Origin of the sequence: Blattabacterium cuenoti, from assembly GCF_014252075.1 — a bacterium.
GTDB classification, from domain to species: domain Bacteria; phylum Bacteroidota; class Bacteroidia; order Flavobacteriales; family Blattabacteriaceae; genus Blattabacterium; species Blattabacterium cuenoti_AC.
In genome coordinates, this window is the sequence record NZ_CP059209.1 from 175126 (window position 1) to 200428 (window position 25303).

Here is a 25303-nt window from a genome sequence, read left to right on the forward strand (position 1 = left end):
TAATGAAAATTTTAATTATTGGAGGTGGTGGACGTGAACATGCTATTGGAAAAAAATTATTGGAAGATAATCATTCTGTAAATCTTTATTTTTATCCTGGAAATGGAGGAACAGGAATGATAGGAAAGAATATTGAAAAAAATCAAACTCTATTAGAATTAGGTCTTTTTGCTAAAAAAAATGCAGTAGATATAACTATTGTAGGGTCCGAAATTTTCCTGATAGAAGGAATTGTGGATATTTTTCAAAATCTTGGATTAAAAATAATAGGCCCGCATCATTTAGCAGCTAAACTTGAAGGAAATCGTATTTTTGCTAAATCATTTATGAAAAAATATGGAATTAGAACTCCTAAATATGACATTTTTTCTTGTTATAAAAAGGCTATCAATTTTTTAGATAAAAATATTGGTTCTGTGGCGATTAAAACAAATGGAATAGCTGGAGGAAAAGGAGTTCTTTTAGCTCATAATAAAAATGAAGCTAAAAAAGCTTTAAAAACTATTATGATAGAAAAAAAATTTGGAAAATCTGGAAATCAAATTATCATAGAAGAATTTTTGCAAGGAAAAGAGGCATCTATTATATCTTTTTTCAATGAAAAACAGATTATTCCTTTTTTATCTGCTCTAGATTATAAAAAAATTGGAGAAAATGAAACAGGAATGAACACAGGGGGAATGGGGGCAGTTGTTCCGAATCCATATATGACGAATTCTATTTGGAGAGATTTTCAAAAAAACATATTAGAGCCTACTTTAGAAGGATTAATTTCAGAAAAATTAACTTTTTTTGGATTTCTATACTTTGGATTAATGATTACTTCTAATAAAGTTTATTTATTAGAATATAATACTCGTATCGGAGATCCTGAAGCTCAAACTTTATTTCCATTAATGAAAAGTAACTTTTTAGATGTTCTTCAATCTTTTTTTCTTTGTAAAAAAGTATCTATTTTTTGGAAAAAATTATGTTCTTGTTGTGTTGTTTTATCTTCTACAGGATATCCGGAAAAATACAAAAGTGGAAAAATAATAATAGGATTAAACTCATTACAAGAACCTTTTTATATTGCTGGAGCCAAGAAAGAACAAGAAAATTGGATCACATCAAGTGGACGCGTACTAAATATGGTAGGATTAGGAAAAACGATTCAAGAAGCCAGAAAAAAGGCTTACGAGAAAGTTCAAAAAGTACAATTCGAAAATTTGTATTTCCGAAAAGACATTGGTTTATAATAAAAAATCAGTATAAAAATCAAATCCAATCTAAAAATGAAAAAAGACTTTCTCTGCATATTAGATTTTGGTTCTCAATATAGTCATATGATTGCAAGAAGAATTCGAAATCTAGGAGTAGATACTTTATTATGTGATTATGATACTTCCATATCCCATATTTTATCAAAAAAACCTAAGGGGATTATTTTATCAGGGGGCCCTTTTTCTGTTTATGAAAATGGTTCTCCACTAATTTCTAAAAAGATCTTTCAATTAGATATTCCTATACTTGGAATTTGTTATGGAATGCAAATTATTTCTTTTCTTTTTGGAGGGAAGATCGAAAAATCTAAATTTAAAGAATACGGAAAGGCTTACTTCATTATAGATCATTCCAATAACAATTTATTTTATGGAATACCAAAAAAATCCATTGTTTGGATGAGTCATTTTGATCAAGTAAAAAACATTTCAAAAAAATTTCAAATAATCGGGCATACTTCATCTTGTGCTATTGCAGCTTTCAGTCATATCAACAAAGAGATTTATGCTGTCCAATTTCATCCAGAAGTAAAAAATACAGAATTCGGAATGTCTATATTGAAAAATTTTGTTTTTAATATTTGTAAGTGTACTTCTAATTGGGATTTGAAGAATTTTATACAAAATGCAATAGATAAAATCAAAAAACGTGTAGACAAAGGAAAAGTGATATTAGGTTTTTCTGGAGGAGTAGATTCTTTTGTGACTGCTTATATCATTCATAAGGCTATTGGGAATTCCTTAAATTGTATTTTTGTAGATACAGGATTACTTCTAAAAAAAGAAAAAGAAAGAATATCTATTTTATGTCAAAAAATGAATTTACCTATTAAAATAATAGATGCTAAAAATCGTTTTTTATCTAGATTAACTGGTGTTATTGATCCTGAAATAAAAAGAAAAATTATAGGGGAAGAATTTCTTTCTGTATTTTATAAAGAATCTGAAAAAATTAAAAATGTTAAATTTTTAGCACAAGGGACTATTTATTCGGATGTTATTGAATCTTCTTCAAAGAAAGAAAAATTAAGTTATTCTATAAAATCTCATCATAATGTAGGAGGATTGCCTGATCCAACATTTATGAAGTTGAAACTCATTGAGCCATTGAAAGAATTATTTAAAGATGAAGTCAGAAAAATAGGACAAAAACTAGGACTTCCAGAGGAAATTTTATATCGTCATCCATTTCCTGGACCTGGATTAAGCATTAGAATTATTGGAGAAATAAATGAAAAAAAAATTTCCATTTTAAAAGAAGCAGAAAGTATTCTTTTACAAGAATTAAAAAACTATAATATTTACGATTCTGTTAGTCAAGCTTTCATTGTTTTATTACCTGTTAAATCTGTAGGAGTAATGGGAGATAAACGAACCTATGAATATGCAGCTGTATTGCGTGTCATCAATACAGAGGATTTCATGACTGCTACTTTTTCACATTTATCTTACGATTTTTTAGAAAAAGTTTCAAATAGAATAATCAATGAAGTTGATGGAATTAATAGAATGGTATATGATATAACCTCTAAACCACCATCTACTATTGAATGGGAATGAATTTTTTTTACATCATCATAGATACTAAGTTATATATATTTTTCTTTAATTCAGTTCTAGAAGAGATCAAATCTATAAATCCATGATCCATAAGAAACTCTGCTGTTTGAAATCCATCTGGAAGATCTTTTCCAATTGTTTCCCTGATTACTCTAGGTCCAGCAAATCCAATAAGAGACCCTGGTTCAGCTATATTGATATCTCCAAGTAAAGCGTAAGAAGCAGTCACCCCTCCTGTAGTTGGATCTGTTAAAACAGATATATAAGGAATTCTAGCATCACGCAATTGGGTTAATCTAGCAATTGTTTTAGCCATTTGCATTAATGAAAAAGAAGATTCCATGATTCTTGCTCCACCAGATTTAGAGATTAAGATGTATGGAAATTTTTTTTCTATACAACATGTTATTGCTCTAGATATTTTTTCTCCTACTACGGACCCCATAGATCCTCCTATGAAAGAAAAATCCATACAAGATATCACAACATCAATTCCTTTTATTTTTCCGACCCCTGTTCTAATAGCGTCATATAAATTTGTTTTTTTTCTAGCCTCTTGAATTCTATCTGTATATTTTTTATAATCTTTCCATTTGATAGGATCTTTACTAATCATTTTTATATTCATTTCCAAAAAATCCCCATTATCAAAAAGAATTTCAAAATATTCTTTGCTATGAATTCTGACATGATATCCGTCTTCTGGACTTACATAAGCATTCTTCTTTAAGACTTCTGTATCTATAATTTTTCCGCTAGGTGTTCTATACCATAACCCTTTAGGTAAATCTTTTCTATCGTCTATAGACGTTAAAATATTCTTTTTTTTTCTCAAAAACCAAGCCATGGGTGCTTTTATAAAGTATTAATATTATTCATGAATTCAAAATATTTTTTTAGAAGAATTTTAAAAGATTTTTCTCCTTCTCTTAACCAAATTCTAGGATCATAATATTTTTTATTTGGAAGATGTTTTCCTTCTGGATTTCCTATTTGCTTTTTTAAATATTCTTCATTTTTTTTCATATAATCCCGAATACCACAAGTAAAAGCATATTGCAAATCAGTGTCCACATTCATTTTAACAACTCCATAACTAATAGCTTGTTGGATTTCTTTTTTGGAAGAACCTGATCCACCATGAAAAACTAAAGAAACTGGTTTTTTTTTTGTACGAAATTTTTTCCGTATGTATTCTTGTGTTTTTTGTAATATATCAGTACGAAGAATCACATTTCCAGGCTTATAAACTCCGTGAACATTTCCAAAAGAAGCAGCTATAATAAAATTTTTGCTAATTTTAATTAATCTATTATAAGCATAACTAACTTCTTTTGGTTGAGTGTATAGTTTATTATTTTCTATGTTTGAATTATCTATTCCATCTTCTTCTCCTCCCGTTACACCCAATTCTATTTCAATAGTCATCTTGCTTTTATTCATTCTTTCAAAATATTTTTCACAAATGCTAATGTTTTCTTTTAAAGGTTCTTGAGAAAGATCTAGCATATGTGAGCTGAACAACGTTTTTCCAAAACGATTATAATGCTCTTCATTGGCTTCTATTAATCCATCTATCCATGGAAGGAAAGGTTTAGAACAATGATCTGTATGAAGAATGACTGTTGCTTTATAAGAAGAGGCTAATTCATGAATATGCATAGCACAAGCTATCCCTCCTTTGATTGCCGCTTTTTGTTCGTTATTATTTAATCCCTTTCCCGCATTGAAAATAGCTCCTCCATTAGACAATTGAATAATAACAGGAGAATTAACTTCTGCAGCGGTTTCCATTACTGCATTCACAGTATTAGATCCAATAACATTTACGGCTGGTATAGCAAAAACGTTTTCCTTAGCGTATTCGAATATCTCTCCTACAAGATTACCAGTGGCTACCCCAAAAGGAAATTTTCTAGACATGTGTTTTAAATTTATTTAATTTAAGGATAAGATAAACAAATGTAAAAAAAGTATCAATAGGTTATGATTCAAAATAGTTTCACTATTATATGGTTTTTCTTTAATTAATATGTTATTATAAAATATATGCAAAAATTTTTTCGTAAATCATGCTTGTTCCATCTACATTAAAGATATACAACGCTTCAGCCGGTTCTGGAAAAACCTTTTTTTTAGTAAAAAACTATCTTTATGTTCTATTAAAAAGTTCATATCCTGATGAATTTAGAAGAGTTCTAGCTTTGACTTTTACTAAAAAATCTTCTGAAGAAATGAAAAAAAGAATTTTACAATGTCTTAAAGAGTTTTCAAATCAAATAGTTAAAAAAGAATATTCTTCTTTATTTGATCATCTTGTAAAAGATTTGAAATTAACAAAACATCAATTATATGAACGTTCTAAAAAAATATTATCTGCCATTTTGCATGATTTTTCTTCTTTTTCTAAAAATACAAGTACAATAGATAAATTTACTTATAATATTATAAGATCTTTTGTTTCAAATAGAGAAGTCTACTTAGAAATGGATACAAAAAGGTTTCTATTGAAAATTATAGAAAATCTACTATATAGATTGAAAAATTCAGAAAAATGGTCAAATATTTTGGTTCAATTTTCTTTAGAAAAATTAAAAAAAGGAAAAAACTGGGATATAAGAAAAGAACTATTAAAAATAGCTCATCTTATGTTGGAAGAAAATAATTTTTTTCCTATAAAAAAAATTAAAAGTTTTTCTTTAGAAAATTTTATCCAATTGAAAAAAACTTTGATAAAAAGAACTAAAAAATTTGAAAAAAAATGCGAAATACAAGGTGAAAAATTCTTTTTATTTTTAATAAAAACTTCTATTCAAAAAAATTCTTTTATTCATTCAGATTTACCAAGACTTTTCCAAAAATTACAAATGAGGAATATATTCCTTAACCCTTTTAATGAACGTCTTGAAAAATATATTCAAAAAAAAATATTTTATAAATGTTCTTTACAAAAGCATCAAAAAATATTGATAGAAAAAAATAAGGATGAAATCCTGTCATTATATGAAAAAACAAAATCTATATACAAAAAAAATATATCATATTATCTTTTAGATAAACTTTTTTTAAAAAACATTAGTATACTATCAATCATACATGAAATAGAAAAAGAATTTCATTTTATGAAAAAGGAAAAAAAAATTCTTTTAAATGTAGAATTAAACAAAATTCTTTATGAAAGAATTACTCGAGGAACATTTCCTAAAATTTATGAAAGAATCGGAATGCAATATAAACATTATTTTATAGATGAATTTCAAGATATTTCATTTTTACAATGGAACAATATTAAAATTTTAGTTGAAAATGCATTATCTGAAAATGGATCAGCTATGATAGTAGGAGATCCTAAACAATCTATATATAGATGGAGGGGTGGAGACGCAAAACAGTTTATAAATATATGTTATTCTAAATCAATAAATTATAAAAAAAAATTAAAAAGGTTAGAAACAAATTTTCGTAGTTATGAAGAAATTGTTCATTTTAATAACTTCCTTTATCAATCCATATCTAAAATTTTTAATTCAATTATTTATAAAAATATATATCAAGATTCCAAACAAAAAACATTTAAAAAACCTGGAGGATATGTAGAAATAAATTTTCTGAGTAGTTTAGAAAATAAAAATTATAAAGAATATATTTATTTCAAAATAAAAAATAAAATAAAAAAATTATTGGAACAGAAATATGTTTTATCAGACATTGCTATATTAGTTAGAAATAATAAAGAAGGTCGTTTTTTATCTGAAAAACTTGTTGAAGATGGCATTAATGTAAATACTTCTGTTTCTTTGCTAATAAAAAATCATTTGGAAATACAAATAATCATAAATTTATTTTATATTCTTGCTAATCCTCATTGTTATCAAAAAAGAGTTATTCTAATTTTTATGTTATTAAAAAATAAATTCATTCGTACTAAAAAAAAAGATCATGATTTTATTATGAAAATTATTTTCTTACCACTGGATATATTTTTAAAAAAAATTCTATCAAAAGATTCATTATCGTTAAATAAATTATATAATAAATCCATATACAATATATCAGAAGAAATAATTGAATCTTTTGGTTTATTGAATAAACAGAACACTGCATCTATCTATTCTTTTTTGGACTTTGTTTATAGATCTATGAAAAGTGTAGGGAATTCTATTGTAGATTTTCTAGATTATTGGGAATCTAAAAAGGAAAAAGAAAGCATTATTATTTCTGATCATAAAAATGCTATTCGTGTTATGACTATTCATAAATCTAAAGGATTGCAATTTCCTGTAGTTATTCTTCCTTTTACTGATTGGAATCTTTATTCTAAAAATCAAGTAGGAATATGGATGGATGTAAATCCTCATTTATATCACGGATTGAATTCTGTTTATTTAGAAATAGAACCATATTTCAAACGTATAAAACATGATAAAAATATCCGGAATATTTATGAAGATTACCTCTCAAATACAGTATTTGATAATATCAATCTATTATACGTATCTACTACTCGTTCTATAGAACAGTTATTTTTATTTTCAAAAATAGAAAATGAAAAATCTGTATCATTTTACATTAAAAATTTTCTTCGTGAAAAAAAAATATGGAATGAAAAAAAATATAAGTATTCTTTTGGAAAAGAAGAAAAAAATTATTGATTCATCTTACATGTTTTTCTGCATGATAAGAAGACCGTACTAATGGCCCGCTTTCTACATATTTAAATCCCATTTTTAATCCAATTTCTTTCAATTCTTTGAATTGTTCAGGAAAAACAAAAAAACGAACAGGATGATGTTTTAAAGAAGGTTGTAAATATTGTCCCATTGTTATAATATCTACTTTAGATTTTTTCATATCTTTCATTGTTTCAATAATTTCTTCTTTTGTTTCTCCTAATCCTAACATGATTCCTGTTTTTGTTCGAATATTTTTATTTTTTTCTTTGATATACTGCAGTAATCCAAGACTACGATCATATTTAGCTTGAATACGGATTTTTTTTGTTAATCTGGAAACTGTTTCCAGATTGTGAGAAATCACTTCTGGTTTAACATCAATGATTTTATCTATTATTTTTTTTTCTCCTTTAAAATCAGGGATTAAAGCTTCTATTGTTATCTTTGGATTTAAATATCGTACTTCTTGTATGGTTTTTACCCATATAGAAGATCCCATATCTTTTAAATCATCTCGATTAACAGAGGTTAATACGGCATGTTTGATTTTCAATATTTTTATAGACTCTGCTACTTTATTTGGTTCTTTCCAATCGACTTTTTCAGGACGTCCTGTTTTAACTCCACAAAATCTACAAGATCTTGTACAAATATTTCCCAATATCATAAAAGTAGCTACTCCTTTTCCCCAACATTCTCCTATGTTAGGACAACTCCCACTTTGACAAATTGTATTCAATTTATGCAAAGAAACTAATTTTTGTAATTCATGATAATTTTTATTCATTGATAATTTTACTCTTATCCATTTTGGTTTTTTGAGAGGGATATTCATAATTATGTTTTTATTTTTATTTATGCAATAATATTATAAAAATCAATTTTTTTTTGATAAATTTGTTGACGCAGGGATGTTTTTAACATGGAAGTATTCGTAAGAGATATAGCTGATAAATTAGAAAATTTAGCACCTATAGAATATGCAGAATCCTATGATAATGTTGGATTGATAGTAGGATCGTTTCATCAAAAAGTAAGAAATATACTAATCACTTTAGATCTTACTGAAGAGGTTTTTTGTGAATCCATCAATAAGAAGTGTAATCTGATAATATCCTTTCATCCTATCATTTTTAAACCCATAAAAAATATAACTGGAAAAACATTTTCAGAAAGGGTTATAATTTCTGCATTGAAAAATGATGTATCTATTTATGTTATTCACACTAATTTGGATTTAGTATGGGAAGGCCCCTCTGATTATATATCTAAACTGTTAAAAATCAATAAAGAAAAAGTTCTTCTTCCAAAAAAAGAAACTATAAAAAAAATGATCACTTATGTTCCAGTTAACTACGCAGAAAAAGTAAGAAATTCTTTATTTGAAGTAGGTGCTGGAAATATTTCCAATTATAGTCATTGCAGTTATAATTTTGATGGATTTGGAAGTTATATGGGAAACAAGAAAACCAAACCATTTTCTGGAAAAAAAGAAATTTTTCATATGGAAAAAGAGACTTGTATCGGTGTTATTTTTCCCTCTCATAAATTAAATATTATCAGAGACGCTCTTTTTAAAAATCATCCTTATGAAGAAGTAGCTTACGAAATTTACAATATTGAAAATGTTAATCCTTATGTAGGAATAGGGTTCATAGGAAATCTAGTAAAAGAGATGAATGAATATGATTTTCTTATTTTTATAAAAAATAAAATGAATCTTCCTTGTATTCGTCATTCCCGTTTTACAGAAAAAAAAATTAAAAAAATAGCTATGATAACAGGGTCAGGACGTTTTGGAATAGAAACCGCTATCAAAGAAAAAGCTGACGTTTTTATATCTTCTGATTTAAAATATCATGATTTTTTTAAATCTGAAAATAGAATATTGATTGTAGATATCGGTCATTATGAATCCGAAAAAATCTCTAAAAATTTATTAAGATCTTTTTTAGAAAAAAAATTTACTTCTATTTCTATTTCTGAATCAGAAGTTTATACTAATCCAGTTAAATATATTTATTAGTTTATGGGAAATAAAATACAAGAAGCTATCACTGTAGTAGATAAATTGAGGGCATTATATAATCTTCAATTAATAGATTCTCGTATAGATGAAATACGAAAATTTCGCGGAAATATTCCCATGGAAATAAAAAGTTTGGAAGAAGAATTAGACCAAATGAAAAAAAATTCAGAAAATGTTCATGAGGAGATTCTTTCCATAAAAGAAAATATAGATAAACAAAACAAAAATATTAAATATTCAGAAACATTAATTAAAAAATATGATAAACAAAAAGATAATGTAAAAAATCACAAGGAATTATATTCTCTTGATAAAGAAATTGATTATCAAAAACTGGAGATTCAATTATCCAAAAAAAGAATCAAAGAATTGAATGTAAAAATTCATAAAAAAGAAGATATTCTAGGAAAAAAAGAAGATATTTTAAATAATAAAGAAGAACATCTTTTTCACAAAAAAAAAGAATTGAATAAGATTCTATTAGAAAACGATAAAGAAGAAAAAATTCTTTTGGAAAAATCTTTGTTTTTTTCTAAAAAAGTTGATATTCGTTTGTTACAAACTTATAAAAAAATAAGGAATAGAGTAAAAAACGGAGTGGCTGTTGCTCCAGTCCAAAGAGGAGCTCCATTGGGTTCTTATCTAGCTATTACACCTCAAAAATATTCAGAACTGATACAAAGAAATAAACTTTTAATAGATGAACACAGTGGAAGAATATTAATAGATGCTGAATTAGCTGAGGAAGAAAAGAAAAAATCTTTTGTTTTTAAAAAAAATAAAAAATAATTAAAATGGTACGAACTTATTCTTCTAGTGAAATTAAAATTCAAATAAAAGATTTTAACTTGTTAGAAGTTTCTTCAGGAAAGAAGAAATTTTTGAAAGATTTTTTTTCTGATAAAGCAACTGTAATTATGTTTATTTGTAATCACTGTCCGTATGTAAAACATATTAATTCAGAATTAGTGCGTTTATCTAAAGATTTTATTCCGAAAGGAATTTCTTTTTTAGCTATCAATTCTAATGATGCAAACAAGTATCCGGAAGACTCTCCGGAAAATATGAAAAAAGTACATTCTCAGTTAGGTTATCTTTTTCCTTATTTTTTCGATGAAACACAAGAAGTAGCCAAATATTATTGTGCAAAATGTACTCCTGAATTTTTTATATTTTCCGGAAAAGGGGATTTATGTTATCATGGGCAACTAGATGATTCTAGGCCTGGAAATGAAAAACCTGTGACAGGTTGTGATGTGAGAAATGTTTTAAAAAAAATTTTGAAAGGAAAAAATATAAATCAAACTTTTAAATTAAGTTACGGATGTAATATCAAATGGAAAACATAAGATTTCTATGATAATTAGGAATAATATTTAAGAAATATTCAATGGATTCAGATAGACTTTTTTCTAATATACCTCCTGCTGCATTTTTATGTCCACCACCTCCAAAATGCTTTCTGGCAAATAGGTTTACATCAAAATTACCTTTAGAACGAAAGGAAATTTTAATTGGATATTTTTCTTTTTCTTCAAAAAAGAAAACAGAAAAAATAATATTTTTTATACCTAGTCCATAAGAAATAATACCTTCAGTATCTCCTTGTTTGTATGAATAAAAATTGAGATCCGAAGCATTGATACTTGTATAAGCTGTACGATATTTTTTTATGACTTTTAATTTTTTTAAGGCTTTAGATAATAATTTCAATTTATTTTCATTGTATTTTTCTTGCAAATGACCATAGATCTCTTCTATATCAATTCCTTTTTCTATTAATTTTCCGGCAATAAAATGAGTTTCTGAAGTAACGGAAGGGAAACGAAAAAAACCCGTATCAGTCATTAAACCAATATATAAACAGGTGGCTATTTCTTTATCTATTTTGTCTAAATGATTCATTTCAGATATAAACCTAAAAACCAAAATACTGGTAGCTGAAACTGTTGGATCAGAAAACATAAAATCGAAACGAAATGGAAAAGGATGGTGATCTATTAGTATTTTTTTTGCTTTTGAATATAAAATAAATTCTCTTAAATTTTTTATTCTTGATAAATTATTAAAATCTACAAAAAAAACATAATCAGAATTTACAATTTTTTTTTTTACTAAAGATTTAGTTTTTTCTGAGAAAACAAGAATATTCTCAGTTCCTGGAAGCCATTGAAAAAATTCAGAATATTCTGTTGGAGATATTAAATCCACATCATGTCTCAATTTTCTCAAATAAAAGAAAAGAGCTAAAGAGGATCCTAAAGCATCTCCGTCCGGATTATTATGTGGTAATAAAACGATTTTTTTTTGATTATTTCCATCAATACTAGAAAACATATACTTCTTATTTTTTTTTCAATCCTAATTCTTCTCCTTTTTTTAACATTAGAAGATAAGCAGAATGAAATTCATTAGATATTTTTCCTTCCAAAATAGAATCCTTAATAAAATTTTTTATAACCCCTATTTTTTTGCATGGATTAATCCGAAAAGCCTTCATGATATCATTTCCTGATATAGGAGATTTCCAGTTTTGAATTCTATCTCTTTCTTCTAATTTTTTAACCCTTTCCATAAGAAGATAAATATTTTTTTTATATTGTTTTCTTTTCTCTATATTATTAGTGGTAATATCAGCGAGACACAATTTTATTAAATCTTCTAGATCTTTTCCAAGATCAAATAATAATCTACGGATAGCAGTATCGCTAGTCCTATTTCCTATTAAAGCTATAGGTTTGTAACTATATTGAATCATCTTTTTCACATATTTCATAGGATCCCCTTTTGGAAGTTTTAAACGTTGAAATATATTTGGAACCATTTTTGATCCTACAAATTCATGAGAATGAAAAGACCAACCTATTTTTGGTAAAAATTTTTTGGTAGAAGATTTTCCTATATCGTGTAGCAATGCTGCCCATCTTAACCAAAGGAAACCGTCTTTTTCTTTACTGACATTATCTACTACTTGCAAAGTATGATAAAAATTATCTTTGTGTTTACATCCGTTTTTTTCTTCTATTCCTTTTAATAAAGTTAATTCTGGTAATATTATTGATAATAATCCAGATTTATATAATAAAAACAATCCGATAGAAGGCTTTTTAGATAATAAAATTTTATTAAATTCTTCTATAATTCTTTCTATAGAAACAATATTTATTCTATTTTTATTTTTTTGAATAGATTTAAATGAATATTCTTCAATCGTAAATTGAAGTTGAGTCGCAAATCGAATTGCTCGCATCATTCTCAACGGATCATCAGAATAAGTAATATCTGAATCTAATGGAGTTCTTAATATTTTTTTTTTTAAATCTGATAATCCTCCAAATGGATCTATTAATTCTCCATAATTATCAGGGTTTAAACTAATAGCTAAAGCATTGATTGTAAAATCTCTTCTATTTTGGTCATCTTGTAATGATCCTAACTCTATAAAAGGCTTACGACTAGATAAATGATATGATTCTTTTCTGGATCCAACAAACTCTATTTTCTGATTATCATATTTTAACATAGCAGTTCCAAAACGTTTAAAGATCTTTATTTTTGGATAAGGATAAATATATTTAGAAACCTCTTTAGCTAATTTAATTCCCTCACCTATAGTCAAAATATCCAAATCTTCGGATTTCATTTTTCCTATTAAAAAATCTCTAACATAACCTCCCACCACATAACTATCTTGTTTTATTTTCTGAGATGAAAGGCTTACGATACGAAATATTTTTTTATGAAGAGCAGATGATAAATTCATGTTAGTTGATTACTAACTACGTAATATTTTTACCTGATCTGAAACAATTTTTATAATAGAAGAGCTGCTGTAATTAGATATTTTTTTTCTATGAAAATTCACTGCATAATCTATTTCTTTTAAAATAGAAGGACTAATTTCAGAAAAGGATTTAGGAGGAGAAAATCCTGATAAATTTGCAGAAGTAGAAATAATTGGTCTATCAAAATTTCGGATTAAACAAACACAAAATGGATCATATGTCAAACGAATGGCTAAAGTATTGTCTTTTCTCAATAAATTATATGCTATTTGATTCACATGATTGTACACTATAGTGATAGGTTTATTTTTATTCGCAATGTTATCAATTAGAATTTTTCTAGTAAAATCAGTTATATCTCCTACCAGTTGACGTAAACGGTCCATTTTTTCTACTAAAACAATCATAGACTTAGAAAAATTTCTATTTTTGATTTTACATATTTTATTTATAGCCTGCATATTAAATGCATCACACCCCAACCCCCACACAGTATCTGTAGGATATAATAAACTTTTTCCTTTTTTTAATATTTCTACACTTTTTTCTATTTCTTCGTAAAAAGACATCTAAATCACTAAATTATGAGTTCTTAACGCTTCATTTAAAGATGTTTTTTTATCTGTGCTTTCTTTTCTTTTTCCTATAATCATAGCACACGGAACATAATATGTTCCTGAAGGAAATTTTTTTGGATAAGATCCAGGAATGACCACAGAATATTTAGGGACAACTTTTTTAAATTCAATAGGTTGATTATTCGTTACATCAAAAATTTTAGTAGTAGCAGTTAAAACAACATTTGCACCTAAAACAGCCCCTTTTTCTATCAAAACTCCTTCTACCAAAATACATCTAGATCCAATAAAAACATCATCCTCAATAATAACAGGATAAGATTGTAAAGGTTCTAGAACTCCTCCTATTCCAACTCCACCGCTTATATGTACACGACAACCAACTTGAGCACAACTCCCTACTGTCGCCCATGTATCTATCATAGTTCCTTCTCCTATATATGCGCCTATATTTACGTAAGAAGGCATAAGAATTACTCCATGGGATAAATATGAACCATAACGTGCTATAGCATGAGGAACGACTCTAACTCTCTTTTCTCGGAATTTATTTTTTATAGGGATTTTGTCATAAAATTCTAATGGACCTAATTCTATCACATTCATTTTTTTAACAGAGAAATACATTATAATTGCTTTTTTTACCCATTCATTGACTATCCACTTTTCATTTAAAAAATTAGACACTCTGATTAATCCATTTTCTAAATGATCAATAACCTGAAGAACTATCTTCTCTATATTCTCGTCATCTTCCCAAGAATTTTTTTGATTCCAAGCCTTTTCTATTTCTAATTTTAGTTTGTTCACTTTCATATATATATTCATGGTTTATTGAAAACAAAAGTAGCAAAATAAAATAAGATAACAAGTATATATTTGTTATAACAATTACAAAAATGGCAAAAATATTGGGAATAGATTATGGAAAAGTAATAACAGGTTTATCTATAACAGATAATGAACAAATATTTGCATTTGGATTAGATGCAGTTCCAACTAAAAAATTAATGAATTTTTTAGAATCGTTTTTATCTCATGAAAAAATAGATGAAATAGTTATAGGGTTACCAAAAAAATTAAACAATCAAAAAGAAACATTAATAGAAAAAGATATTCAAATATTTATAAATAAATTTCGCATAAAAAATCCTAAAATTTTGATAAAAAGAGTAGATGAACGTTTTACATCTAAGATGGCTTTTAATACTATGATAGAATTAGGTTTAAAAAAAAAAAAAAGAAGAAAAAAAGTAATTTTAAACCAAATTAGCGCCACTATTATTTTACAGTCTTATCTCGCAAAAAAAGAAAAAAAAATTAATTAATGGTATTACCTATAATTCTTTATGGAAATCCTATTTTAAGAAAAAAATGTTTAGATATAGATTTATCTTTCTGCAAAAAAGAAATCAATCAATTAATAAAAGATATGTTTGAAACTATACATAAAGCAAAAGGAATCGGATTGGCTGCTCCTCAAATTGGAAAAAATATACGTTTATTTATAATTGAAACTCCTTATTTAGATGGAAAAGACATAAGTAATTACAAAGAAGTTTTTATTAATGCTAAAATATTAAAAATTCATGGAAAAGAGTACAAATTCAATGAAGGATGTCTTAGCATCCCTGGAATCATGGGATATGTAAAAAGAAAATCTAATGTTTTGATTGAATATTATGATCATAATTGGAAAAAACAAAAGAAAACTTTAACGGGCATATGTGCTAGAGTCATATTGCATGAATATGATCATATTGAAGGGAGACTCTTTATAGATTACTTTTCTTCCATGAAAAAAAAAATAATAGAAAAAAAATTGATTGGTCTATCAAAAAAAAGTTTTTCATGAAGAAATATGATCTACTATTTTCTTAAAAGTATTATATTCATTCATAGATAAATAAGAAAGTATTTTTCTGTTTATTTTAATTTTCTTATCGGATAATTTTTTCATAAATTCAGAATAAGATATTCCATATTGACGGACTCCTGCATTAATGCGTTGAATCCAAAGAGATCTGAAATCTCTTTTCTTTTTTTTTCTTCCTGAAAAAGCATAAGAAAATGATTTTTCTACGGCATTTTTAGCAACTGTATAAACTTTACTTCTTGATCCATAAAAACCTTTTGCCGATTTTAGTATTTTCTTTCGTCTTCGTCTAGAGGAAACTGCATTTGTAGATCTGGGCATAATTCATAATTTTTATATCTGTTTTTTAATATTCTGTTGATCTGATTTATTCAATAGAGTAAATTTAGAAAGATTACGTTTTCTCCTTTTTGATTTTTTAGTTAAAAGATGATTTTTGAATGCATGTTTTTTTTTTATATATCCATTCGCCGTTTTTTTAAATCTTTTTTTTGATCCTGATTTTGTTTTTAATTTATTCATAATATTATACGTGCATGATGTTAAATTTTTTTTGGAGCTAAGATCATATACATTCTTTTCCCTTCCATTACGGGCATTTGTTCTACTTTTCCATATTCCTCAATTTCTTCTGCAAATTTTAACAATTTGATTTTCCCTTGATCCTTATATACTATTGAACGTCCTTTAAAAAAAACAAATACTTTCACTTTGTCCCCACGCATTAAAAATTTCTCAGCACTTTTTATTTTAACTTTTCCATCATGATCGCCGATTTGTGGACCAAATCGGATTTCTTTAGTATTTACTTTAATTTGTTTTGCTTTAAATTGTTTTTTTCTTTTTTTTTGTTCATATAAAAATTTTTTATAATCCAGTATTTTACATACTGGAGGATTCAATTTTGGATTGATTTCAACCAAATCTAATTCTTTTTCTCTAGAAAATTGAATAGCATCTTGGATAGAGTAAACTCCATTTTCTATAGAAGAATCTCCTACCAATCTAACTATTTTTGAATCAATATTTTCATTAATTCGATGAACCTCTTTTTTTTGTGGTAATGGTCGAAAAATTCTCTTTTTTTTATTCCCCCTTGAAAACTTCTTTTTTATAATAGTTTTATAGTTTTTAAATTTTTTTCATTAAAAATGGCTTCTATTCCCTTAGAAATAGGAAAGGTTCCTATATGTCCTAAACCATGACGTCGTAAAGATATCATTTCATTTTTCTCTTCTTTCTCTCCCAAAATAATCATATAAGGAATCTTATTGTCTTCAGAATCCCTAATTTTTTTATTAATCTTCTCATTTCTGCTATCAACAAATACACGGATATCATAATTCGATATCAAATTTAAAATTTTTTTTGCATAAACTACATATTTATCACTTATAGGAAGTATGACCACTTGATTAGGAGCCAACCATAATGGAAGATTTCCTCTGGAGTGTTCTATTATAATGGCAATCATTCGTTCCAGTGAACCAAAAGGGGCCCTATGTATCATGACGGGACGACATTTTTCATTATTTTTTCCTTTATAATACAAATCAAACCTTTCAGGCAAATTATAATCCACTTGAATTGTTCCAAGTTGCCAATTTCTTCCTAATGAATCTTTAACAATAAAGTCCAGTTTAGGTCCATAAAAAGCTGCTTCTCCATAATTCAGAGATGTTTTTATTTTTTCTTCTTTGACTGCTCTCAATATAGCTTCTTCTGCTTTTTTCCAATTTTTTTCTGATCCAATATAATTATCTATTTTTTTTGTGTCTCTAAGAGATATTCTAACTGTATATTCAGAAAAACCTAGACAACGAAATACGTAAAAAACTAAGTTGATAACTCTTTTAAATTCTTCTAGTAATTGATCATAAGTACAAAAAATATGTGCATCATCTTGAGTAAAACATCTAACTCTAGTCAAACCATGAAGTTCTCCACTCTGTTCATAACGATATACTGTTCCAAATTCTGCGAAACGTTTAGGAAGATCTCTATAAGACCATTCTTGAGAACGATAAATTTCACAGTGATGAGGACAATTCATAGGTTTTAATAGAAATTCTTCTTCACGTGGAGTCTGAATTGGTTTAAAATTATCTTTTCCAAATTTGCTCCAATGTCCACTCCTAACATATAATTTTTTATGTCCAATATGTGGAGTGACTACCATTTCATATCCAGACTTTTTTTGAATATCAGTTAAAAATTCTTCTAAATTTTTTCTGAAAATCGTCCCTTTAGGTAACCACAAAGGTAATCCACTTCCCACCCTGTCAGAAAAAATAAAAAATTTTAGTTTTTTACCTATTTTTCTATGATCTATAGTATTAGGATCTTCTTTTAAAGGGGTTGATTTATCCATGAAAAAAAGTTACAAGTTTTTTTACGATGATAAAAATAAATATGATATTGCAGCTATCACACTTCCCAAAATAGGTCCTAATACAGGAACAAAAGCATAATCCCAATTACTTTTTCCTTTTTCAGGAATTGGAATGATAGAATATATGATTCTTGGTCCTAAATCACGAGCAGGATTAATACCTGCCCCAGTGTTTCCCCCTAAGGACAAAACAATTCCTAATACCACTAAAGCGGGAAGTAAAGCTCCTAAAGAACCTAACCCTATAGGATATTTATTTTCTTTAAAAAAAAGGGTTCCTTCTACCGTAAGATATAAAGAAATAAATATAAAAATAAAAGTAGCTAATACTTCATTTAAAAAATTAAAAAATAAATTTTTCATAGAAGGAATAGTAACAAAAACAGACAATTTATCTTGTTCATTTTTAGTTTCAACAAAGTGATCTTTGTATAAAATCCATACTAATAAAGATCCTAACATCGCTCCAATGAATTGAGATAAAATGTAAAATGGAACCATCCCCCAATTAAATTTGCCAACTATGGCAAAACTTATTGTAACACATGGATTCAAATGAGCTCCACTATAAGGAGCTGAAACTATTATTCCCATAAAAACGGCCAACGACCATCCTATAGCAATAGTCAGCCATTCTCCATTTCTGTTGTACCCTTTGGTTTTTGACAAAATAACATTTGCAACAACTCCATTTCCTAAAAAAACCAAAATCATTGTTCCTATGATTTCTGCACATATTTTTGTCATTTTATTTGATTTATATTAACCAGACCATGAACGAGTTGTTTTAATTGCTCTTTTCCAACCTTGAATTCTTTCTAAACGACTAGACATTCCTTTTGGTTCAAAAACTTGTTCTATTTGCCATTTTTTTTGAATCTCTTCAAGACTGGTCCAATAATTTACAGCTAATCCAGCTAAATAAGCTGCTCCAGCTGCTGTTAACTCAGAAATCTTTGATTTCACTACTCTCACATTTAAAATATCGGATTGAAATTGCATTAACAATTTATTTACCGTAGCCCCTCCATCTACACGAAGTTCTTTTATAGAAATACCAGAATCTGCTTCCATAGCTTTCAAAACATCCATATTTTGAAAAGCAATACTTTCTAACGCTGCTCTTACAAAATGAGCCGAAGAGGTTCCTCTTGTTATCCCAACAATGGTCCCTCTAGCTTTCTGATCCCAATAAGGAGCTCCCAAACCAGAAAAAGCTGGAACCATATATAATCCTTCTGTATTTTTTACTGAAGAAGCTAAAATTTCTGCTTCACTTGAAGATATAAGAAGCCCCAATCCATCTCTCAACCATTGAACAACAGCTCCTGCAATGAAAACACTTCCTTCCAATGCATATTGAACCTTATTTTTAATTTTCCAAGCAACAGTGGTGATTAAATTATTTTGAGAAAAAACAGGAGAATCCCCTACATTCATTAACATAAAACAACCTGTTCCATAAGTATTTTTTACCATACCAATTTTAGTACACATTTGTCCAAAAAGAGATGCTTGTTGATCCCCAGCTATCCCAGATATGGGAATTTTATGAGAAAGAATGTGGCCTGTAGTATAACCAAAAATTTCACTAGATGATTTAACTTCTGGGAGCATTGTTCTTGGAATATCAAATAAATCAATTAACTCTTGATCCCAACTAAGTGAATGAATATTAAAAAGCATGGTACGGGAAGCATTAGTAACATCTGTGACATGAATTTCTTTACCGGTTAAATTCCATATTAACCATGAATCTATAGTTCCAAATGCTAAAGATCCAGAATTAGCTTTTTTTCTAGCTTCCGGAACATTTTCTAATATCCATTTAATTTTTGTGGCAGAAAAATAAGGATCTATAATAAGCCCTGTTTTTTTTCTAATCATTTCAGTTAATCCTTCTTTTTTGAGAAGGTCACAATATTTGTATGTACGTCTATCTTGCCAAACTATAGCATTAAAAATAGGTTCTCCCGTTTTTTTATCCCATACAACAGTAGTTTCTCGTTGGTTGGTTATTCCTATTGAAACGATATTTTCCCCTTCTAAATTTGCCTTTAAAATAGCTTCCAAAGCAACGGATGCTTGCGTAGACCATATCTCTTCTGCATTATGTTCCACCCATCCAGGATAAGGATAAATTTGTGTAAATTCTCTTTGAGCTACTGAAATAATATTTCCAATTTTATCAAAAATAATAGCTCTAGAACTAGTAGTTCCCTGATCTAATGATAGCACATATTTTTTCATAAACATATGATGAGAATAAGGTATTACAACTCCATCAAACGACCGGATAATAGTACCGCATAGCTAACTCTTTGAAAGCAGCTATTTGTGATTTTTCCCACTTTTCATCTCGAGAAAGTTCTTTAGCCATTAATGTGGCCACTCTTGGTGCTATATCTATTGCTTTTTTTGCATTTAAAAATAACAAACGTAACCTTCTTGCCAAAACATCTTCAATTGTTCTAGCCATTTCATAACGAACCATCCATATAACCTCTGCTTCGGTACAATAATAACAAGAAGTATTTTGGGATATCAATGGGGTTCCTAACAATGGATTCTCTTCAATTAATTTTTTTATATGATATTCATCTTCTCCATATTTATTCCAATGATTATTTTGACTTTGATATGAAGAATTTGATCCATAAATCTTAAGATTTTTTGTTACAGAAGGCATTTTATTTAGTTTTCCTATTTCAACAGCTTTATTTACAGCTTCTTCCGACATTTTTCTATATGTAGTCCATTTTCCCCCTATAATGCTTATTAATCCAGAAGAACTAATCATAAGTTTATGAGATCTGGAAATATCTTTTGTTTTAGTCGTAGAAGAATAATTATTAGGAATAAAAAGAGGTCGTAATCCAGAAAAAGCACTGAGTATATCACTTTTTTTTGGATTGAAAACAAAATATTTATTAAAAGTTTGTAAAATAAAATCTATTTCCTCTTCCAAAGGTTTTGGTTCAAGAACACTTTTTTCTAGAAAAGTATCTGTAGTCCCTACTAAAACATGGTCATACCATGGAACACAAAATAAAATTCTTCCATCCGAAGTTTTTGGAATGACTATAGCATTTGAACTGCTAAAAAAAGATTTATTTAATACAATATGTGTTCCTTGACTAGGTTTTATTAAAATAGGGCTTTCTGATTCATCCATTCTTGAAATGGAATCAGAAAAAACTCCAGTGGCATTTATAACGGTTTTTGAGTAAATAGAATATTTTTTCTTGGTTTCAAGGTCATAAGCTACAACTCCAGATATTTTATTTCCAACTTTTTTTATAAGATTTTTGACTTGAAAATAGTTTAATAAAATTCCACCTTGTTGAACACAAGTTTGTGCTAAATTAATAGCTAAACGAGCATCATCAAACTGACCATCATAATATAAAATACCTCCTTTTAACTTATCAGTTTTAATTTCAGGAAAATTTTTAATTATTTCATTTTTGGATAGAAATTTTGACTTTCCAAAACTCAATGCCCCAGATAGACATTCATATAATTTCAAACCTGTCCAATACAAAATTCCCATTTTCCAACTAAAAATTGGAATAATAAATTTTTGTTTTTTAACTAAATGAGGAGCATTTTTTAACAACAAACCTCTTTCTTGCAAAGCTTCATAAACTAATTTAATATTTCCTTGAGCCAAATATCGTATTCCTCCGTGAACTAATTTTGTACTCCTACTTGAAGTTCCTTTAGAAAAATCCGACTGCTCTAAAAGAAGAGTTTTATATCCTCTGGAAGCAGAATCCAAAGCAATTCCCAACCCTGTAGATCCTCCTCCAATAATGATAACATCCCAATTTTTTACATTTTCTAAAATGTTCAAAAACCTATCTCTATTTAAAAAACCTTTCATCATGTTTCACTCATGTCAAATTCCAAACGGAATATTCCTCCTATTGGGATTTTGAAAATATTCAACGAACAAAATTAAAAATATTTTCAATAAAAGAAAATTTTAATTAAAATTAATCCAAATTAAAAACCATTTTCTTTGTTCATCATTTTAGATATAAAATTTTTTATAATTTGTTGTTCTGAGTTGGCATTAATTTTCTTCATTATTTTATTTATGTCATAAAATTGTCTTAAAAAAACATCTATATGATTCAATGTTATTCCAGATCCTTTGGATATCCTTTTTTTTCTTTTAATATCAACAAGTAATTTTGGATTATCTCTTTCATCAGGTGTCATAGAATGAATAATAGACTCTATTTTTTTGAAGGAATCTTTTTGATTTCCTACTCCATCTAAGGAAAAATACCTACCAACTCCAGGAATCATTGAAATAATGTTTTTTATATTTCCAATCTTTTTGACCTGTTGAATTTGCTCTAATAAATCATTGAAATTGAAACGATTTTTTGAAATTTTATGATAAATTTTTTTAGTTTTTTTTTCGTTAAATTGCTCTTGCACTTTTTCAACCAAAGAAATTATATCTCCCATTCCTAAAATTCGATTGGCTATTCGATCAGGATGAAAAACTTCCAAATCTTCTATTTTTTCCCCATTACTAATAAATTTAATAGGTTTTCCCACAACGCTAGACATGGTAATAGCTGCTCCACCTCGACTATCTCCATCTAACTTCGTCATTACAATTCCATCAAAATTCAATTTCCTCGAAAAAGATTGAGCAGTATTTATAGCATCTTGTCCTGTCATTGCATCTACAACAAATAAAGTTTCATCTGGGTTAGAATGTTGATGAATATTTACTATTTCTTTCATCATGATTTTATCAATAGCCAGTCTTCCAGCTGTATCAATAATAATTACATTTCTTTTCTTTTTAGATGCATAAAGAATAGATTGATCTAATATTTCTATAATATTTTTATTTTCTTTTAAAGAAAAAACAGGAACATTTATTTTTTCTGCAAGAAATTTCAGTTGATCTATAGCTGCAGGACGATGAATATCTGCAGCTACTAATAAAGGATTTTTGTTTTTTTTTCTTAAGAAAAAAGCAAGTTTAGAAGAAAAAGAAGTTTTTCCACTCCCTTGCAATCCGCAAATTAAAATTACAGAAGGATCTTTAGATAAATTCATTTCTATACTTTTTCTTCCCATGAGGGAAACCAACTCATCATATACTATTTTTGTAATGATCTGTTTTGGATTTAATGAAGTAAGTACTTTTTTTCCAATAGATTTATCTTTAACTTTTTGAATAAAATTTTTAGCAATTTTATAATTAACATCTGCATCAATAAGCGCTTTTCCAATTTCTTTCATAGAAGATGCAATATTAATTTCTGTAATTGTATCATCTCCTTTCAAGATTTGAAGAGCCTTATCGAATTTATTTTGTAAATGTTCAAACATAAATGTTCATTTTTTACTTTTACATACGATCAAGCATTTTAATGCCTAATAAATTCATTCCAGATTTTAAAACATTTCCTGTAACATGAATAATATTCATACAAATATTACTATGAATAACATTGGAAGGATCTATTAATTTTTTGTTTTGATAAAGAAGATTAAAAATTTTAGAAACTTCATAAACGTAATTTGCTATCAATGAAGGATTTAAATTAAATACTGATTTTTTTAAGATCAATGGATATCTTTGAAGAATTTTAATCATATTTTTTTCATATATATCAAATTTAATATTTGACCAACAAAAATTCAACAATGAACATAAATCGAAAAACTTTCGTTCCAAAGAACGAATTCTGGAATAAGTATATTGAATATATGTTCCTGTTTTTCCTTTAAAATCTATAGATTTTTCAGGATGAAAAATAATTTTTTTTCTCGGATCTATTTTAAGAAAATAATATTTCAGAGCTCCTAGTCCTATAATTTCAGCGGATTTTTCTTTTTCTCCTTTTTCTTTTGACTTTGAATATTTTTTTAGAAAATTTTTTCTTGCAATAGAATACATTTCTAAAATAAGACTATCTGCATTTATCACATTTCCTTCTCTAGATTTCATTCTCCCACTTGGCAAATATACCATTTCATATGATAAATGGAATAATTTATTTACCCATGTATATCCTAAATGTTTTAATATAGCGAAAAGAATTTGAAAGTGATAATCTTGTTCTTTTCCCACAATATAGATTAACTGGTCTATGTTATATTTTCTAAAACGTTCTACAGCTGTTCCAAGATCCTGAGTCATGTATACTGAAGTTTTATCTGATCGTAACAAAAGTTTTTGATCGAAACCTTCTTGAATCAAATCAATCCAAATTGAACCATCTATTTTTTGAAAAAAAATTCCTTTTTCAAGGCCTTTTTTGATAATTTTTTTTCCTATTTTATATACGTTACTTTCATATTCTATTTCATCAAAACTTATTTCCAATTTTCGATAAGTTTCTTCAAAACCGTTGTAAACCCATTTATTCATTTTTTTCCAAATATCTCTAGTAATTGGATCTCCACTTTCCCATTTTTTCAATAGATCTCTAGCTTCTATCAATATTGTCATTTCATTTTTTTGATCTATTTTTCTAATCTCTTCACGATAAATCTTATCAAACAAACTATAATATTTTCCTACAAAATGGTCTCCTTTCATTTTAATACTGTCAGGAGTTTCTCCTTTTCCAAATTTTATCCAAGCTATCATAGATTTGCAGATATGTATTCCTCTATCATTAATAATTTGAATTTTTATTATTTTATGTCCGACCATTTTTAATATTTTAGCTATAGAAGATCCAATCAAACTATTTCTAACATGTCCTAAATGAAGAGGTTTATTAGTGTTAGGAGAAGAGTACTCTATCATAATTTTTTTAGATGGGAATTTTAAATGATAAAAATCTGTATTCAACATTTTTTGAAGAAGATAAATATAATAACTATCATGAAAAATGAAATTTAAAAACCCTTCAATAATAGAAAATTGAATCAACCCATCTAATTTACTTTGGATATAATTTCCTATGTTTTTTCCTATTTGTTCTGCAGGTTTTTTTAACTTTTTAGACAAAGAAAATAAAACCAAAGTAAGATCTCCTGAATATTCTTTTTTTGTATATTGAAAATCTAATTCAGGACAAGGGGTCAGTTTATATAAAACAGATATGGATTCTTTTGCTATTTCCTCTATAGACTGAAAATGATCATTCATAGAATGATTT

Annotated in this window: 24 protein-coding genes; 8 read left to right on the forward strand and 16 right to left on the reverse strand. The window is 27.2% G+C overall.

Annotated elements, in window-relative coordinates; all coding sequences use genetic code 11:
- Window positions 1-2: 2 nt before the first annotated feature.
- Window positions 3-1238: a phosphoribosylamine--glycine ligase gene (purD, locus tag H0H47_RS00815; RefSeq protein WP_185866150.1), complete on the forward strand. Its 1236-nt coding sequence runs from the start codon at window positions 3-5 to the stop codon at window positions 1236-1238.
- A 36-nt stretch (window positions 1239-1274) separates the two neighbouring features.
- Window positions 1275-2822, forward strand: coding sequence for a glutamine-hydrolyzing GMP synthase (gene guaA / locus H0H47_RS00820; protein WP_185866151.1), 1548 nt, complete (start codon window positions 1275-1277; stop codon window positions 2820-2822).
- A gap of 7 nt (window positions 2823-2829) precedes the next feature.
- Here the strand turns inward: guaA and accD are convergent, their stop codons facing one another.
- Both accD and fbaA read right to left on the reverse strand, forming a co-directional pair.
- Window positions 2830-3669 carry an acetyl-CoA carboxylase, carboxyltransferase subunit beta gene (gene accD / locus H0H47_RS00825; protein WP_185866152.1) on the reverse strand — a complete coding sequence of 280 codons (840 nt, stop codon included), beginning with the start codon at window positions 3667-3669 and terminating at the stop codon, window positions 2830-2832.
- An 8-nt stretch (window positions 3670-3677) separates the two neighbouring features.
- Window positions 3678-4745 (reverse strand): class II fructose-bisphosphate aldolase, encoded by a 1068-nt coding sequence (fbaA, locus tag H0H47_RS00830; RefSeq protein ID WP_185866153.1) that lies wholly within the window; start codon window positions 4743-4745, stop codon window positions 3678-3680.
- Between the two features lie 149 nt (window positions 4746-4894).
- On the opposite strand from fbaA, the gene H0H47_RS00835 reads away from it, so the two are divergent.
- Window positions 4895-7474, forward strand: coding sequence for a UvrD-helicase domain-containing protein (locus tag H0H47_RS00835; protein WP_185866154.1), 2580 nt, complete (start codon window positions 4895-4897; stop codon window positions 7472-7474).
- 1 nt (window position 7475) lies between these two features.
- On the opposite strand, the gene lipA is transcribed toward H0H47_RS00835, so the two are convergent.
- Window positions 7476-8330, reverse strand: a complete 855-nt coding sequence (gene lipA, locus H0H47_RS00840) for a lipoyl synthase (protein ID WP_185866155.1) — start codon at window positions 8328-8330, stop codon at window positions 7476-7478.
- Window positions 8331-8417: 87 nt separating this feature from the next.
- Between lipA and H0H47_RS00845 the strand changes: the two genes are divergently transcribed.
- The 3 genes from H0H47_RS00845 to H0H47_RS00855 are packed head-to-tail and all read left to right on the forward strand — an operon-like array spanning window position 8418 to window position 10873.
- Complete coding sequence (locus H0H47_RS00845) at window positions 8418-9521, forward strand: Nif3-like dinuclear metal center hexameric protein (protein ID WP_185866156.1); 1104 nt, start codon at window positions 8418-8420, stop codon at window positions 9519-9521.
- 3 nt (window positions 9522-9524) lie between these two features.
- On the forward strand, window positions 9525-10313 hold the full coding sequence (locus H0H47_RS00850) for a zinc ribbon domain-containing protein (protein ID WP_185866157.1): 789 nt from the start codon (window positions 9525-9527) through the stop codon (window positions 10311-10313).
- A 5-nt stretch (window positions 10314-10318) separates the two neighbouring features.
- On the forward strand, window positions 10319-10873 hold the full coding sequence (locus H0H47_RS00855) for a thioredoxin family protein (protein WP_185866158.1): 555 nt from the start codon (window positions 10319-10321) through the stop codon (window positions 10871-10873).
- Here the strand turns inward: H0H47_RS00855 and H0H47_RS00860 are convergent.
- The 4 genes from H0H47_RS00860 to H0H47_RS00875 are packed head-to-tail and all read right to left on the reverse strand — an operon-like array spanning window position 10857 to window position 14703.
- Window positions 10857-11861 (reverse strand): DHH family phosphoesterase, encoded by a 1005-nt coding sequence (locus H0H47_RS00860; protein WP_185866159.1) that lies wholly within the window; start codon window positions 11859-11861, stop codon window positions 10857-10859. The two genes, H0H47_RS00855 and H0H47_RS00860, sit on opposite strands and share 17 nt — an antisense overlap.
- 7 nt (window positions 11862-11868) lie before the next feature.
- Entirely contained in the window at window positions 11869-13287 is a 1419-nt protein-coding gene (locus H0H47_RS00865; protein WP_185866160.1) for a CCA tRNA nucleotidyltransferase, read from the reverse strand.
- A 12-nt stretch (window positions 13288-13299) separates the two neighbouring features.
- Window positions 13300-13878 carry an L-threonylcarbamoyladenylate synthase gene (locus tag H0H47_RS00870; protein ID WP_185866161.1) on the reverse strand — a complete coding sequence of 193 codons (579 nt, stop codon included), beginning with the start codon at window positions 13876-13878 and terminating at the stop codon, window positions 13300-13302.
- On the reverse strand, window positions 13879-14703 hold the full coding sequence (locus tag H0H47_RS00875) for a 2,3,4,5-tetrahydropyridine-2,6-dicarboxylate N-succinyltransferase (RefSeq protein WP_185866162.1): 825 nt from the start codon (window positions 14701-14703) through the stop codon (window positions 13879-13881).
- A gap of 83 nt (window positions 14704-14786) precedes the next feature.
- Between H0H47_RS00875 and ruvX the strand changes: the two genes are divergently transcribed.
- Together ruvX and def are read left to right on the forward strand one after the other, a co-directional pair.
- Window positions 14787-15215: a Holliday junction resolvase RuvX gene (gene ruvX, locus H0H47_RS00880; RefSeq protein WP_185866163.1), complete on the forward strand. Its 429-nt coding sequence runs from the start codon at window positions 14787-14789 to the stop codon at window positions 15213-15215.
- Entirely contained in the window at window positions 15215-15742 is a 528-nt protein-coding gene (def, locus tag H0H47_RS00885) for a peptide deformylase (RefSeq protein WP_185866164.1), read from the forward strand. Before ruvX ends, def begins: the two co-directional genes overlap by 1 nt.
- Here def and rplT read toward each other — a convergent pair.
- From rplT to argS, 9 genes are all read right to left on the reverse strand, one after another.
- Entirely contained in the window at window positions 15737-16084 is a 348-nt protein-coding gene (gene rplT, locus H0H47_RS00890; RefSeq protein WP_185866165.1) for a 50S ribosomal protein L20, read from the reverse strand. The genes def and rplT overlap by 6 nt on opposite strands.
- A gap of 12 nt (window positions 16085-16096) precedes the next feature.
- A complete protein-coding gene (rpmI, locus tag H0H47_RS00895) occupies window positions 16097-16285 on the reverse strand; it encodes a 50S ribosomal protein L35 (RefSeq protein ID WP_185866166.1) in 189 nt (62 codons plus the stop codon).
- A 20-nt stretch (window positions 16286-16305) separates the two neighbouring features.
- The gene (gene infC / locus H0H47_RS00900) at window positions 16306-16767 is read right to left on the reverse strand and encodes a translation initiation factor IF-3 (protein WP_394366928.1); all 462 of its coding nucleotides are present in this window, start codon (window positions 16765-16767) and stop codon (window positions 16306-16308) included.
- Between the two features lie 107 nt (window positions 16768-16874).
- On the reverse strand, window positions 16875-18134 hold the full coding sequence (thrS, locus tag H0H47_RS00905) for a threonine--tRNA ligase (RefSeq protein WP_185866167.1): 1260 nt from the start codon (window positions 18132-18134) through the stop codon (window positions 16875-16877).
- Window positions 18135-18155: 21 nt separating this feature from the next.
- A complete protein-coding gene (locus H0H47_RS00910) occupies window positions 18156-18902 on the reverse strand; it encodes an MIP/aquaporin family protein (protein WP_185866168.1) in 747 nt (248 codons plus the stop codon).
- Window positions 18903-18917: 15 nt separating this feature from the next.
- On the reverse strand, window positions 18918-20411 hold the full coding sequence (gene glpK / locus H0H47_RS00915) for a glycerol kinase GlpK (RefSeq protein ID WP_185866169.1): 1494 nt from the start codon (window positions 20409-20411) through the stop codon (window positions 18918-18920).
- A gap of 28 nt (window positions 20412-20439) precedes the next feature.
- Window positions 20440-22044, reverse strand: a complete 1605-nt coding sequence (locus H0H47_RS00920; protein WP_185866170.1) for a glycerol-3-phosphate dehydrogenase/oxidase — start codon at window positions 22042-22044, stop codon at window positions 20440-20442.
- A gap of 119 nt (window positions 22045-22163) precedes the next feature.
- Window positions 22164-23519, reverse strand: a complete 1356-nt coding sequence (gene ffh / locus H0H47_RS00925; protein WP_185866171.1) for a signal recognition particle protein — start codon at window positions 23517-23519, stop codon at window positions 22164-22166.
- A gap of 19 nt (window positions 23520-23538) precedes the next feature.
- On the reverse strand, window positions 23539-25293 hold the full coding sequence (gene argS, locus H0H47_RS00930) for an arginine--tRNA ligase (protein ID WP_185866295.1): 1755 nt from the start codon (window positions 25291-25293) through the stop codon (window positions 23539-23541).
- Between the last annotated feature and the right edge of the window lie 10 nt (window positions 25294-25303).

What these genes read in the sequence shown, in the direction of transcription:
- purD (WP_185866150.1), top strand. Translation starts at nt 3, where the DNA reads ATGAAAATTTTAATTATTGGAGGTGGTGGACGTGAACATGCTATTGGA.
- guaA (WP_185866151.1), top strand. Translation starts at nt 1,275, where the DNA reads ATGAAAAAAGACTTTCTCTGCATATTAGATTTTGGTTCTCAATATAGT.
- accD (WP_185866152.1), bottom strand. Translation starts at nt 3,669, where the DNA reads ATGGCTTGGTTTTTGAGAAAAAAAAAGAATATTTTAACGTCTATAGAC.
- fbaA (WP_185866153.1), bottom strand. Translation starts at nt 4,745, where the DNA reads ATGTCTAGAAAATTTCCTTTTGGGGTAGCCACTGGTAATCTTGTAGGA.
- H0H47_RS00835 (WP_185866154.1), top strand. Translation starts at nt 4,895, where the DNA reads ATGCTTGTTCCATCTACATTAAAGATATACAACGCTTCAGCCGGTTCT.
- lipA (WP_185866155.1), bottom strand. Translation starts at nt 8,330, where the DNA reads ATGAATATCCCTCTCAAAAAACCAAAATGGATAAGAGTAAAATTATCA.
- H0H47_RS00845 (WP_185866156.1), top strand. Translation starts at nt 8,418, where the DNA reads ATGGAAGTATTCGTAAGAGATATAGCTGATAAATTAGAAAATTTAGCA.
- H0H47_RS00850 (WP_185866157.1), top strand. Translation starts at nt 9,525, where the DNA reads ATGGGAAATAAAATACAAGAAGCTATCACTGTAGTAGATAAATTGAGG.
- H0H47_RS00855 (WP_185866158.1), top strand. Translation starts at nt 10,319, where the DNA reads ATGGTACGAACTTATTCTTCTAGTGAAATTAAAATTCAAATAAAAGAT.
- H0H47_RS00860 (WP_185866159.1), bottom strand. Translation starts at nt 11,861, where the DNA reads ATGTTTTCTAGTATTGATGGAAATAATCAAAAAAAAATCGTTTTATTA.
- H0H47_RS00865 (WP_185866160.1), bottom strand. Translation starts at nt 13,287, where the DNA reads ATGAATTTATCATCTGCTCTTCATAAAAAAATATTTCGTATCGTAAGC.
- H0H47_RS00870 (WP_185866161.1), bottom strand. Translation starts at nt 13,878, where the DNA reads ATGTCTTTTTACGAAGAAATAGAAAAAAGTGTAGAAATATTAAAAAAA.
- H0H47_RS00875 (WP_185866162.1), bottom strand. Translation starts at nt 14,703, where the DNA reads ATGAAAGTGAACAAACTAAAATTAGAAATAGAAAAGGCTTGGAATCAA.
- ruvX (WP_185866163.1), top strand. Translation starts at nt 14,787, where the DNA reads ATGGCAAAAATATTGGGAATAGATTATGGAAAAGTAATAACAGGTTTA.
- def (WP_185866164.1), top strand. Translation starts at nt 15,215, where the DNA reads ATGGTATTACCTATAATTCTTTATGGAAATCCTATTTTAAGAAAAAAA.
- rplT (WP_185866165.1), bottom strand. Translation starts at nt 16,084, where the DNA reads ATGCCCAGATCTACAAATGCAGTTTCCTCTAGACGAAGACGAAAGAAA.
- rpmI (WP_185866166.1), bottom strand. Translation starts at nt 16,285, where the DNA reads ATGAATAAATTAAAAACAAAATCAGGATCAAAAAAAAGATTTAAAAAA.
- thrS (WP_185866167.1), bottom strand. Translation starts at nt 18,134, where the DNA reads ATGGATAAATCAACCCCTTTAAAAGAAGATCCTAATACTATAGATCAT.
- H0H47_RS00910 (WP_185866168.1), bottom strand. Translation starts at nt 18,902, where the DNA reads ATGACAAAAATATGTGCAGAAATCATAGGAACAATGATTTTGGTTTTT.
- glpK (WP_185866169.1), bottom strand. Translation starts at nt 20,411, where the DNA reads ATGTTTATGAAAAAATATGTGCTATCATTAGATCAGGGAACTACTAGT.
- H0H47_RS00920 (WP_185866170.1), bottom strand. Translation starts at nt 22,044, where the DNA reads ATGATGAAAGGTTTTTTAAATAGAGATAGGTTTTTGAACATTTTAGAA.
- ffh (WP_185866171.1), bottom strand. Translation starts at nt 23,519, where the DNA reads ATGTTTGAACATTTACAAAATAAATTCGATAAGGCTCTTCAAATCTTG.
- argS (WP_185866295.1), bottom strand. Translation starts at nt 25,293, where the DNA reads ATGAATGATCATTTTCAGTCTATAGAGGAAATAGCAAAAGAATCCATA.